At 72.5% G+C, this 12,363-nt stretch carries 9 protein-coding genes; 4 read left to right on the forward strand and 5 right to left on the reverse strand.

Features of this window, described 5'->3' with window-relative positions; all coding sequences use genetic code 11:
• Nucleotides 1–14 precede the first annotated feature (14 nt).
• Nucleotides 15–905: an alpha/beta hydrolase gene (locus tag ABZY57_RS04830; RefSeq protein ID WP_356508168.1), complete on the reverse strand. Its 891-nt coding sequence runs from the start codon at nt 903–905 to the stop codon at nt 15–17.
• Between the two features lie 108 nt (nt 906–1,013).
• On the opposite strand from ABZY57_RS04830, the gene paaK reads away from it, so the two are divergent.
• The 3 genes from paaK (at nt 1,014) to ABZY57_RS04845 (ending at nt 3,988) form a co-directional block, all read left to right on the forward strand.
• Entirely contained in the window at nt 1,014–2,324 is a 1,311-nt protein-coding gene (paaK, locus tag ABZY57_RS04835; RefSeq protein ID WP_356508170.1) for a phenylacetate--CoA ligase PaaK, read from the forward strand.
• Between the two features lie 240 nt (nt 2,325–2,564).
• The gene (locus ABZY57_RS04840; RefSeq protein WP_356508172.1) at nt 2,565–3,389 is read left to right on the forward strand and encodes a YhjD/YihY/BrkB family envelope integrity protein; all 825 of its coding nucleotides are present in this window, start codon (nt 2,565–2,567) and stop codon (nt 3,387–3,389) included.
• 74 nt (nt 3,390–3,463) lie between these two features.
• A complete protein-coding gene (locus ABZY57_RS04845) occupies nt 3,464–3,988 on the forward strand; it encodes a GNAT family N-acetyltransferase (RefSeq protein ID WP_356508174.1) in 525 nt (174 codons plus the stop codon).
• Between the two features lie 64 nt (nt 3,989–4,052).
• Here the strand turns inward: ABZY57_RS04845 and ABZY57_RS04850 are convergent, their stop codons facing one another.
• Nucleotides 4,053–5,573, reverse strand: a complete 1,521-nt coding sequence (locus ABZY57_RS04850) for a fatty acyl-CoA synthetase (RefSeq protein ID WP_356508176.1) — start codon at nt 5,571–5,573, stop codon at nt 4,053–4,055.
• A 191-nt stretch (nt 5,574–5,764) separates the two neighbouring features.
• On the opposite strand from ABZY57_RS04850, the gene ABZY57_RS04855 reads away from it, so the two are divergent.
• The gene (locus ABZY57_RS04855) at nt 5,765–8,251 is read left to right on the forward strand and encodes a penicillin acylase family protein (protein ID WP_356508178.1); all 2,487 of its coding nucleotides are present in this window, start codon (nt 5,765–5,767) and stop codon (nt 8,249–8,251) included.
• 80 nt (nt 8,252–8,331) lie between these two features.
• Here the strand turns inward: ABZY57_RS04855 and ABZY57_RS04860 are convergent, their stop codons facing one another.
• From ABZY57_RS04860 to ABZY57_RS04870, 3 genes are all read right to left on the reverse strand, one after another.
• A complete protein-coding gene (locus ABZY57_RS04860) occupies nt 8,332–9,471 on the reverse strand; it encodes an ionic transporter y4hA (protein WP_356508180.1) in 1,140 nt (379 codons plus the stop codon).
• A gap of 180 nt (nt 9,472–9,651) precedes the next feature.
• Nucleotides 9,652–11,205 carry an acyl-CoA synthetase gene (locus tag ABZY57_RS04865; RefSeq protein ID WP_356508182.1) on the reverse strand — a complete coding sequence of 518 codons (1,554 nt, stop codon included), beginning with the start codon at nt 11,203–11,205 and terminating at the stop codon, nt 9,652–9,654.
• A gap of 20 nt (nt 11,206–11,225) precedes the next feature.
• The gene (locus ABZY57_RS04870; protein ID WP_356508184.1) at nt 11,226–12,332 is read right to left on the reverse strand and encodes a nitronate monooxygenase family protein; all 1,107 of its coding nucleotides are present in this window, start codon (nt 12,330–12,332) and stop codon (nt 11,226–11,228) included.
• Nucleotides 12,333–12,363 lie beyond the last annotated feature (31 nt).

Consider the following 12,363-nt stretch of genomic DNA (forward strand, 5'->3'; position numbering starts at 1 on the left):
CGGGTGGCCGCCGCTCAGGCCCCGGTCGCCAGGAACCGCTCGACGCGGGCCGTGAACCACGCCGCTTCGTCCAGCCACGGGAAGTGCCCGCCGCCCGGCTGTACGTCGACGACGCCCCGCGCGAAGAGCTGCGCGAGCCGGGCGGCGAGGGCCGGGGAGGGGTTGGAGTCCAGTTCCCCGGCCAGGACGAGCACCTCTCCGGCGAACCGGCCCAGCGCGGCCCGGGTGGCGGGCGGATCGAAGGCGCCCGGACCGGCGAAGGCGGCGGAGGCCCCGGCGTTCTTCTGGACCGGGCTCAGTGCCGCGTGGGCGCGCGCCGCCTCGTCCCAGCGGCCGTAGGCGAGCGGCATCGCCGCCGTCCAGTCGGCCTCGTCGGGGACGCCTCCGGCGGCCAGGGCGGCCAGCGCCCGCTCGTAGGCCGCGATGGCCGTGTCGTAGGGCTCGCTGCCGGCTCTCCGGCGGACGTCCGCGAGGCGGGATTCCGGGGACTCCGCGAGGTCCACGGCCCAGCAGGTCGGCGTGATCAGGGCCAGTCGGCGCACCCGTCGCGGGTGCGCCGCCGCGTGGAGCAGGGCCAGGTTGCCGGAGGCGGAGTGGGCGAGCACGTCGACGCTGTCCAGGCCGAGGTGGATGCGCAACGCCTCGACGTCCGCCACCTGGTGGTCGACCCGGTACGTCGAGATGTCGGCCGGAACGGCGGAGTCGCCGGTGCCGCGCAGGTCGAGCAGGATCAGCCGGCGCCCGGCGGACAGTCCGCCGAGGTCGCCCAGGTAGGCGGAGGCCCGCATGGCGCCCCCGGGGAGGCAGACGAGCGGCTCCCCCTCACCCTGGACGTGGTACGCAAGTTCGGTTCCGTCTGGGGTGGTGAAAGCAAAGGTGCAGGTGGAGGGCGTGGAGGTCGACATGGGCACCATCCCAGCAGACGATCACCCGTTCGAGTAATTGATTTGACCGCCGAGGTCCGGCAATCTACCGAATGATCGGTCGGTTGACTCGGAGAAGGGGTGGGCGGCATGGGGACGTACGCGCAGGGCCACGACGGCGGTGCGGACGAGGGCGAGCTGATGGGCCGGGACGAGCTGGCGGCGCTCCAGCTGACCCGGCTCCGGGCGACCTTGCGCCGGGCGTACGACCGGGTTCCCTTCTACCGGCAGGCCTTCGACAAGGCCGGTCTGCATCCCGACGACTGCCGCTCCCTCTCGGATCTCGCCCTGTTCCCCTTCACCACCAAGTCCGATCTGCGCGACCAGTACCCCTTCGGCATGTTCGCCGTACCGCGCACCGAGGTCCGCCGCATCCACGCGTCCAGTGGCACCACGGGCCGCCCGACCGTCGTCGGATACACGGACGGGGACCTGTCCACCTGGGCGGACGTCGTCGCCCGCTCGATCCGTGCGGCGGGCGGCAGGCCCGGCCAGATCGTCCACATCGCCTACGGGTACGGACTGTTCACCGGGGGCCTGGGCGCGCACTACGGCGCGGAGCGCCTGGGCTGTACGGTCGTCCCCGCCTCGGGGGGCATGACGGACCGCCAGGTCCGGCTGATCGAGGACTTCCGGCCGGAGGTCATCATGGTGACCCCCTCCTACATGCTGACCCTGCTGGACGAGATGGAGCGCCAGGGCATCGATCCCCGCGCCACCTCCCTCCGCACGGGGATCTTCGGTGCCGAGCCGTGGACGGAGGAGATGCGCCGCGAGATCGAGGAGCGGCTGAACATCGACGCGGTGGACATATACGGGCTCTCGGAGGTGATGGGCCCGGGTGTCGCACAGGAGTTCTCCGAGACCAAGGACGGTCTGCACATATGGGAGGACCACTTCTATCCAGAGGTGGTCGACCCGCTGACGGGCGCCGTGCTGCCGGAGGGCGAGCCCGGGGAACTGGTCTTCACCTCGCTCACCAAGGAGGCGATGCCCGTCATCCGCTACCGCACCCGGGACCTGACCCGGCTGCTTCCCGGCACCGTCCGGCCGGCCTTCCGCCGCATGGAGAAGATCACCGGCCGCAGCGACGACATGATCATCCTGCGCGGGGTGAACCTCTACCCCACCCAGATCGAGGAGGTGCTCCTGCGGACCCCGGCCCTGGCGCCCCACTTCCAGCTCCGGCTGACCCGGCAGGGCCGGCTGGACGCCCTGACGGTACGGGTGGAGGCGCGCCGCGAGAGCGACGCCGGCCAGCGGGAAGCCGCGGCGGCCTCGGTGGTGCGGGCCGTCAAGGAGGGCATCGGAGTCTCGGTGGCGGTGGAGGTGGTGGATCCGGAGACGCTGGAGCGATCCGTCGGCAAGATCAAGCGGGTGGTCGACCTCCGGGATGCCTGACCCTGACCCCTGGCCCTGACTCCTGGCCCTGACCCCTGGCTCTCGCTCTGGCCCTGGCCCTGACCCTGACCCTGACCCTGGACCTGGACCTGGACCCTGGCCCTGAGCTTGGCCCTGGGGCGCACACAGGACGGACGAGCGCCTCCGCCGGAGGGCCGGACCGCCGTCGGATCCACCCCTTCGGGCCCACTCGGGGGGCCTCCCGGGAAGCCGCGGGCCCCTCCGGGTAGGGAAACAGGCGTGACCTCGACCTTCCGACGGCTCCACGACCGGCTCCAGGCTTCCCAGGCCGGGCTGGCATGGAGCCGTGGGCGGGAGATGGAGCTGATGCACCGGGCCATGGGCTTCGCCGCCCTCGGCTTCCTCACCCTGGTGCCGCTGCTCGTCGTCGTCGCGGCCGCCGCGCCGGGCAGCGGCTCCGGCTTCGGCCGCTGGCTCGGTCAGGCCCTCGGGGTGACGGCGTCCTCCCGGGAGCGGGTGGAGATGCTGTTCGGGGCCGCGGACCTCGCGCTGGAGCGGACCACGGGGTTCGGCCTCGCCGCCCTCGCCGTCTTCGGTCTGACCTTCGGCTCCGCCGTGCAGACCGGGTACGAGAAGGCCTGGGACCTCCCGACAGCCCGCTGGCACACCATGTGGCGGCACGTCATCTGGCTGGCCCTGCTGGTCTGCTACCTCGCCCTGCTGGTCGAGATCCCCGCTCCCTCGGTCGGCGCGGCCGGCACGGTCCTGGGGGCCACGGGCGATCTCATCGGCACCTGCCTGTTCTTCTGGACCTCCCAGCGGCTGCTCCTCGGCGGCCGTGTCCGCTGGCGCGCCCTGCTCCCGAGCGCCGTGGTCACCAGCCTGGGACTCCTCGGACTGCGGGTCTTCTCACAGTTGGTGTTCTCCCCTCTGATCGCCTCCAACGCCGTGACCTACGGCCCCTTCGGCACCCTTCTGGTCGTCCAGTCCTGGCTGGTCGGCGTCGGCTTCGTGGTCTACGGCGGCGCTCTGGTCGGCCGGCTCCTCCACGAACACCTCGTCCTGCGCCGCCTCCAGGAAACGGAGCTCGCCGAATTGGATTGAGTGTGCGAGCCCGGCCGTGGTACCCCTTCATGGTTCGCGAAACGATCACGAGATGGACCAGAGGTGTGGTGGGCATGGCGCTCGGAGAACTGGTGAGACTGCGGGCCATGGGCCCCGGGGACGCCGAGGCCCTGTGGCGCTGGAACCACGACCCCGAGGTCATGCGCTGGATGGACGACCAGCACCCCCAGACGGTGGAGCGCGTCCGCACGTGGCTGGCCGACCGCCCCCGCAACTCCTACGACGACCTGCTCCTCGGCGTCGAGGCACTCGCCGACGGCAAGCTCATCGGGCTGGTCACCCTGCACGACACGGCCCCCGAGAAGGGCATCGCGAAACTCGACATCTATCTCGGCGAGAAGGAGTACTGGGGCCGCGGCTACGCCACCGACGCGGTGCGCACGGTCTGTCGCTACGGGTTCGAGGACATGCGCCTGCACAAGGTGACGCTGACCGTGGTCACCGAGAACCGTGCCGCGCGCAAGGCCTACGAGAAGGTCGGCTTCGTCGAGGAGGGCCGCCTCCGCCAGGTCTTCCGCCGCGACGGCCGCTGGTTCGACATGTTCACCATGGGGCTGCTGTCCGACGAGCTCCGCTGACCCTGCCGGGGCCGGGGTCGGGGCCGGTGCCGGGGCCGGGGCCGGGGCCGGGGCCGCTTCCCGTTCAGGCCGGGGACGAGAAGCGGTCGCGCAGGGTGCGCTTGAGGATCTTGCCGCTCGCGTTGCGGGGCAGGGCGTCCACGAAGAGGATCCGCTTGGGTGCCTTGAAGTGGGCCAGCTTCTCGCGGGCGTAGGCCAGCAGTTCCGCCTCCGTGACCCCGTCACGCGGGACCACCACCGCCGTGACGGCCTCGATCCACCGTTCGTCCGGGAGGCCGACCACCGCCGCCTCGGCCACGCCCGGGTGGGTGTACAGCACGTCCTCGACCTGCCGTGAGGCGACCAGCACCCCGCCCGAGTTGATGACGTCCTTCACCCGGTCCACGACCGTGAAGTACCCCTCCGGGTCCCGGACCGCCAGGTCACCGGAGCGGAACCAGCCGTCCCGGAAGGCCTTCTTCGTCGCCTCGGCGTCGTTCCAGTAGCCCAGGCAGAGCTGCGGGGAGCGGTAGACCACCTCGCCCGCCGTGCCGTCCGGCACCTCGGCCCCGTCCTCGTCGACGACCCGCGCCTCGACGTGGTGGACCGGCCTCCCGCACGAGTCCATCCGCCCCTCGTGCTCCTCCGGTCGCAGCACGGTGGCCAGCGGTCCGATCTCGCTCTGGCCGAAGCAGTTGTAGAAGCCGAGTCCGGGCAGCCGTGCGCGCAGCCGCTCCAGGACCGGGACCGGCATGATCGAGGCTCCGTAGTACGCCTTGCGCAGGGCGGAGAGGTCGCGGAGGGCGAAGTCCGCGAAGTCGGGGTGATGGGACAGGGCGATCCACACCGTCGGCGGCGCGAACAGGCTGTCCGCCTCACCGGCCTCCACCAGGTCGAAGATCTCCTCCGCGACCGGCGCGTCCACGATCGTGTTCCGCGCGCCCACCGCCAGGTACGGCAGCAGGAACACGTGCATCTGCGCCGAGTGGTACAGCGGCAGGGAGTGCACCGGCAGATCGCCCTCCGCCAGGTCCAGGGCCGCGATCGCGCTCTCGTACTCGTGGCAGAGCGCCTCGTGCGTCATCATCGCCCCCTTCGGCAGGGCGGTGGTCCCGGAGGTGTACAGCAGCTGCGCCAGCCGGGACGGGTCGGTGGAAGCGGCGAAGGCCCCGGGCCCGGCGGGCTCCGCCGGTTCGGCCAGGAAGGAGCCGGGCGCGTCGCGCAGCGGGCGTACGGCGAACCCCTCGGGGACCCGGCCGGCCAGGTCGGGGTCCGCGAGGACGAGCGCGCTCCCGGAGTTCTCCAGGATGTACGCGAGGTCCTGCCCGGTGAGGTTCTGGTTGACGGGGACGTGCGTGAGCCCGGCCCGTGCGCAGGCGAGGAAGGCGAGGAGGTAGGCGTCGGAGTTGTGCCCGAAGGTCGCGACCCGGTCCCCCTCGGCCAGCCCGTAGCGCCCGCGCAGCACGGCGGCGCCCGTGGAAACGGCCGCGTCGAGTTCCGCGTAGGTCCAGGTCCGCTCGCGGTAGCGGACCGCGACCCGGTCCGGGACGCGTCGCGCGCTGTCGTGGAGCAGTCCGTCGACCGTGTTCTTGCGCACCGGGGTCATGGCGGGATCTTCGTCTGCGCGCAGGGCCGGGGTCAATGACCCGGGCACCGTGGATGGCGGACCGGACCATCAGGGGATACCAAACGGCATGTTGACATGACGTCAGGTGGCCTGCATGAGTGTGGGGGCACGCGAGCACCACCCACCCGCACGGGCGATCGCGCCCGTCCGCAGGCTACTTGGGAGGCACGTTGCGCTTTCTCCACGGACACCGCCGCGCCCGACCGCTCCTCCGTCGTGTCGCCGTCACCGGCACCGCACTGCTGGCCGCTGCCTCGGCGATACCCGAGGCCGCCGCCCGGGACCAGGGCTCCGGCCCGTCCGGCGGCGGCCTGTCCGCCGTCATCCGGTACACCGAGAACGGGATCCCGCACATCCTGGCCCGTGACTACGCCCACCTCGGGTTCGGCACGGGCTGGGCACAGGCCGCCGACCAGGTGTGCGTACTCGCCGACGGGTTCCTGACCGTTTCCGGGGAGCGGTCGCGGTGGTTCGGCCCGGACGCCGCGCCCGACAGTTCACTCTCGTCCGCCACCGCAAACCTCTCCAGCGACCTGTTCTTCAAGGGCGTGCGCGACTCCGGCGCCGTGGAGGAGCTGCTGGCCGTGCCCGCGCCGGCCGGGCCGGGCAAGGAGGTCAAGGAGCTGATGCGGGGCTGGGCCGCCGGCTACAACGCCTGGCTGGCCCAGAACGAGATCACCGACCCGGCCTGCAAGGGCGCGGGGTGGGTGCGCCCGGTCACCGCCACCGACGTCGCCGCCCGCGGGCTCGCGGTGTCGGTCCTCGGCGGCCAGGGCCGCGCCGTCGACGGCATCACCTCGGCGCGGCCCCCGGGTGCGACGGCCGCGCCGGGCACGGCCGCGCGGGGCACGGCCGTCCCGGACACGACCGGCGTGGATCCGGCGGCCGGCCTCGATCCGGCGGCCGCCGCCGAGGCGGCCCGGGAGTTCTTCGACACCACCCGCTACGACATGGGGTCCAACGCGGTGGCCTTCGCCGGCTCCACCACCGCGAACGGCTCCGGCCTGCTCCTCGGAAACCCGCACTATCCGTGGCAGGGCGGCCGCCGGTTCTGGCAGTCGCAGCAGACCATCCCCGGCGAGCTGAACGTCTCGGGCGGCTCGCTGCTGGGCACCGCCGTGGTGAACATCGGCTTCAACGAGAAGGTGGCATGGAGCCACACGGTGGCCACCGGCACCCCCGTCAACCTCCACCAACTGGCCCTCGACCCGGGCGACCCGACCGCCTATCTGGTGGACGGCAAGCCGGAGAAGATGACCGCGCGCACCGTCAGCGTGCAGGTCGCGGGCGGCCCCCCGGTCACCCGGACCCAGTGGTGGACCCGGTACGGCCCGGTCCTGTCCGGCCTCGGCGGCGGCCTCCCGCTGCCCTGGACCACGACCACGGCCTACGCGCTCGCCGACCCCAACTCCGTGAACCTGCGCGGCTCCGACACGGCCCTGGCCATGGGCAGGGCGCGCTCGGTCGCCGGCGTCCAGGACGCCCTGCGGCGCACGCAGGGGCTGCCCTGGGTCAACACGGTGGCCGCCGACGCGGCGGGCGGCACCCTCTTCACCCAGTCCCAGGTGCTCCCCCGGATCACGGACGAGCTCGCCGCGCGCTGCTCGACGCCCCTGGGCAGGGCCACGTACCCCTCCTCGGGGCTGGCCGTGCTGGACGGTTCGCGCGGTGACTGCGCGCCCGGCTCCGACCCGGACGCCGTCCAGCCCGGGATCTTCGGCCCGGGCAGGGCCCCGACGCTGCGCGACGCCGCGTACGCCGAGAACTCCAACGACAGCGCCTGGCTGGCCAACGCGGAGCAGCCGCTCACCGGCTACGAGCGGATCTGGGGCAATGTGGCAACCCCGCGCTCGCTGCGGACCCGGGGAGCCCTGGAGGACGTCTCCGCGATGGCCGACCAGGGCGGGCTGACGGTGGCGGACCTGCAGGAGCAGCAGTTCGCGAACCGGGTCCCGGCCGGTGATCTGGCGGCCGCCGACGCGGCGAAGGCCTGCGCGGCCCTCCCGGGCGGGACGGCCACGGGGTCCGACGGCTCCGCCGTGGACGTGTCGGCGGCCTGTGGGGTGCTGGCGGCCTGGGACCGGACGGCCGACGCCTCGAGCCGCGGCGCGCTGCTCTTCGACCGCTTCTGGCGGAAGCTGGCCGCGAACACGCCGGCCCGGGACCTGTGGCTGGTGCCCTTCGACGCGGCCGATCCGGTACGGACGCCCCGCACGCTCAACCAGGCGGCGCCCGGGATCGGGCGGGCCCTCGCCGACACGGTCGCGGAGCTGAGGAAGGCGGGCATCGCTCCGGACGCCCCGCTCGGGGAGCACCAGTTCGTGGTGCGCGGCGGGCAGAAGCTGCCGGTGGGCGGCGGAACGGAGGCCCTGGGCGTCTGGAACAAGATCGAGGCTCCGTGGAACGCGGCGGGTGGCGGCTACCCGGAGGTCCTGCACGGCTCCAGCCACATCCAGGCGGTCGGCTGGGACGGCGGCCGCTGTCCGGTGGCGCGCACGCTGCTGACGTACAGCCAGTCCTCGAACCCGAATTCGCCGCACTCGGCCGACCAGACCCGGCTCTTCTCCCAGGAGCGCTGGGTGAAGGCACGGTTCTGCGAGCGGGACATCCTCACCTCGCCCCGGCTGAAGGTGGTCTGGCCGCGCGAACGGCACTGAGCGGACAGGTCGCCGCTTCGCGACTACGGCCGGCCGCTGCCCGGGAGGGCGGCGGCCGGCCGTACGGGGTCGCGGCGCGCTCAGGGGCTGACGGCGAGGAAGAGGTACGCGGCCAGCAGCACGAGGTGCACGCCGCCCTGGAGCAGCGTGGCGCGGCCCGGGACGATGGTGAGGGCGCTGACGACGATGGTCAGCGCGAGCAGCACCATGTGGAGCGGTTCGAGGCCGAGCAGCAGCGGTCCGGAGAGCCAGACCGAGGCGAGGGCGATGGCCGGGATGGTCAGGCCGATGCTCGCGATGGCGGAGCCGTAGGCGAGGTTGAGGCTGGTCTGCACGCGGTCGCGGCGGGCGGCGCGGACGGCGGCCAGGGTCTCGGGGGCCAGCACGAGCAGGGCGATGATCACACCGACCACGGCGTAGGGCAGGCCCAGGTCCGCGACTCCGCGTTCGATGGTCGGGGAGACCGCCTTGGCGTTTCCCACGACGGCGACGAGGGCGACGAGCAGCAGCCCGAGGCTGATCAGGGCGGCGCGGGCGGTGGGCGGTTCGGCGTGCTCGTCCTCTTCACCGGCGGCCGCGGCGGCGGCCGCCTGCGCGGCCTCCCTGCGGATCCGCTTGGTGTCGACGGGCAGGAAGTAGTCGCGGTGGCGGACCGTCTGGACGGCGACGAACAGCCCGTAGAGGGCGAGCGAGGCGGTGGCGGCGAAGGCGAGCTGGGCCGTGGAGAACTCGGGGCCGGGCTTGCTGGTGGTGAAGGTGGGCAGGACGAGGCTGAGTACGGCGAGCGTGGCGACGGTGGCCAGGGCCGCGCCCGAGCCCTCGGCGTTGAAGACGGCGACGCGGTTGCGCAGGGCTCCGACGAGCAGGGACAGGCCGACGATCCCGTTGCACGTGATCATGACGGCGGCGAAGACGGTGTCCCGGGCGAGGGAGGAGGTCTTGTCCCCGCCGTCGGCCAGCAGGGTGACGATGAGGGCCACTTCGATGACGGTGACCGCGACGGCGAGGACCAGCGAGCCGAAGGGCTCGCCGACCCGGTGCGCGACGACCTCGGCGTGGTGGACCGCCGCCAGCACGGCGCCGGCCAGACAGAGGGCCACCAGGCCCACGGCGAGTGGAGGCAGGTCACGACCCCAGCTCAGGACGAGCGCGACGAGCGCCACCACGGGGACCACGACGGTCCAGTCGGTCAGGGGGGATCTGTAGGTTGCCGTACTCATATCAGCCAACTTGCCAGAACTGTCCGACCTGTGCGGTCGAACAGCCACCTTCACACCCCTGACGTGGCACTTCTCACGAAACTCCGGGCGTGGCGGGCCGCCCGGAGGAGCGCGGGGCCCCGCAGGGCCGGACCCGGGAGGGCCAACCCGCCACCCCCGGCAGGACCGGCCCTCCGGCCGTCACATCGCGCGCTCGTGGCCCTCCCAGTACGGCTCGCGCAGTCGGCGCTTGTACAGCTTGCCGTTGGGGTCGCGCGGCATCGTCTCGATGAAGTCCACGGTCTTGGGCCGCTTGTACCCGGCCAGTTGCCGCTCGCAGTGGTTCAGGATCTCCGCCGCCAGCGCGTCGCTCGCCGCGAAGCCCTCGGCCGGTTCGATGACCGCCTTGACCTCCTCGCCCCAGGAGGGGTGCGGAATCCCGAAGGCGGCGGCGTCCGCGACGGCCGGATGGGTGAGCAGCGCCGATTCGATCTCGGCCGGGTAGATGTTCACTCCGCCCGAGATGATCATGTCGATCTTCCGGTCGCGGAGGAAGAGGTAGCCCTCCTCGTCCATCAGGCCGAGGTCTCCGACGGTGAAGAAGTCGCCGATGCGGTTCTTCTTCGTCTTGCCCTCGTCCTTGTGGTAGCTGAATCCGCCGGTGTTCATCTTGATGTAGACGGTGCCGAGTTCGCCGGCGGGCAGCCGCTCGCCGTCGTCGTCGAAGATGGCGAGCTCGCTGATCGGCCAGGCCTTGCCGACGGTTCCCGGCTTCTTCAGCCAGTCCTCGGCCGTCGCGAAGGCGCCGCCCCCCTCGCTCGCCGCGTAGTACTCCTCCACGCACCCGCCCCACCAGTCGATCATCGCCCGCTTGACGTGGTCGGGGCAGGGTGCGGCGCCGTGGATGGCGTGCCGCATGGAGGAGACGTCGTAGGCGTCCTTGGTCTCCTGCGGGAGTGCGAGCAGCCGGTGGAACTGGGTCGGCACCATGTGGGTGTGCGTGCAGGCGTGCTCGTCGATCAGGCGCAGCATCTCCTCGGCGGTCCACTTGTCCATCAGGACCAGCGGGTGCCCGATGTGCAGGGCCGCGGCGGCGAACTGCAGAACGGCCGTGTGGTAGAGCGGCGAGCACACGAGGTGGACGTTGTCGTCGAAGGCGCGGATACCGAAGATGCCGAGGAAGCCGCCGAGGTACGTCTCCTCCGGGAGCTTGCCGGGCAGCGGGCGGCGGATGCCGCGCGGCCGGCCGGTGGTGCCGGAGGTGTAGTTCATGACCCAGCCGAGCGTGCGGTCGGCGGGGGCGGTGTCCGGCCGGCCGTCGAGCAGCTCGCCGTACGGGCGGAAGCCCGCGACCGCTCCGACCGCGTAGCGGTGGCTCGCGGGCAGGCCCGCCTCGTCGGCCGCGGCGGTGGCCGCGGCGGCGAACCGTTCGTGGGCGATGAGGACCTTGGCTCCGGAGTCGGAGACGATCCAGGCGATCTCGGGGCCGACGAGGTGGTGGTTGACCGGGACGAGGTAGAACCCGGCTTGGGAGGCGGCCAGGTAGGCCGTGAGGAACTCGACGCTGTTGGGGAGGACGACGGCGAAGACGTCGCCCCGCTCCATCCCGGCGGCGCGCAGGCCGTGCACGAGGCGGTTGACGTCGGCGTGCAGCCGGGCGGCGGACCAGGTCTCGCCCTCCGGGGTGACGAGGACGGTGCGCTCGGGGTCGGCGGCCGCCTGGGCCCAGAAGCCGTTGGGGGGCGTGTCGGTCATCTTGTCCACTCCTCAGATCCTCAGGCCCGGCCGGCGATGCGGGTGATGCGGTCGATCGCGCGCTCGAAGCCGCTGGTGAGGTCGTCGAAGACGGCCTGGACGCTGCGTTCGCTGTTCATCCGGCCGACGATCTGCCCGACGGGCGTGCCGAGCAGCGGCTGGATCTCGTACTTCTGGATGCGGGACACGGCTTCCGCGACGAGGAGTCCCTGCAGGGGCATCGGCAGTGCGCCGGGGCCCTCCGGGTCGTCCCACGCATCGGTCCACTCGGTGCGCAGCTGGCGGGCGGGCTTGCCGGTGAGTGCGCGGGAGCGGACGGTGTCCCCGGAGCCGGCGGCGAGCAGCTTCTCGGTGAGGGCGCGGGAGTGCATGTCCGCCTCGGTGGTGGTCAGCCAGAGGGATCCCAGCCAGGCGCCCTGGGCGCCGAGGGCCAGTCCGGCCGCGATCTGCTCGCCGCTTCCGATGCCGCCGGCGGCGAGGACCGGGAGCGGGGCGACGGCCTCGACCACCTCGGGCACCAGGACCATCGTGGCGATGTCGCCGGTGTGTCCGCCCGCCTCGTAGCCCTGGGCGACGACGATGTCGATGCCTGCCTCGGCGTGCCGGCGGGCGTGCTTGGCGCTGCCGGCGAGGGCGGCGACGAGGACGCCGTGGTCGTGGGCGCGCGCGATGACGTCGGCGGGCGGGGAACCGAGTGCGTTCGCCAGGAGTTTGATGGGGTAGTCGAAGGCGACGTCGAGCTGGTTGCGGGCGACCTGTTCCATCCAGCCGGTGATGCGCCAGCCGGAGGCCTCGCCCTCGGGAAGTTCGGGTACGTGGTGTTTGGCGAGGGTGTCGCGGACGTACTCCCGGTGCGCGGCCGGGATCATCGCCTCGATATCGGCCTCGCTGACACCGTCGACGGCCTTCTTCGCGGGCATGACCACGTCGAGCCCGTAGGGCTTGCCGTCGGTGTGCTCCTGCATCCAGTCGAGGTCGCGCTTCAGGTCGTCGGGGGCGGTGTAGCGGACCGCACCGAGCACCCCGAACCCGCCCGCGCGGGTGATGGCAGCGGCCACCGCCGGGAAGGGCGTGAAGCCGAAGATGGCGTGCTCTATTCCCAGTTTTCTGCTCAGCTCCGTCTCCATGGGCGGCAGGATGCCGCAGCCCGGCCGCCGA

Source organism: Streptomyces sp. NPDC006450, from assembly GCF_040612195.1.
Lineage (GTDB): Bacteria > Actinomycetota > Actinomycetes > Streptomycetales > Streptomycetaceae > Streptomyces.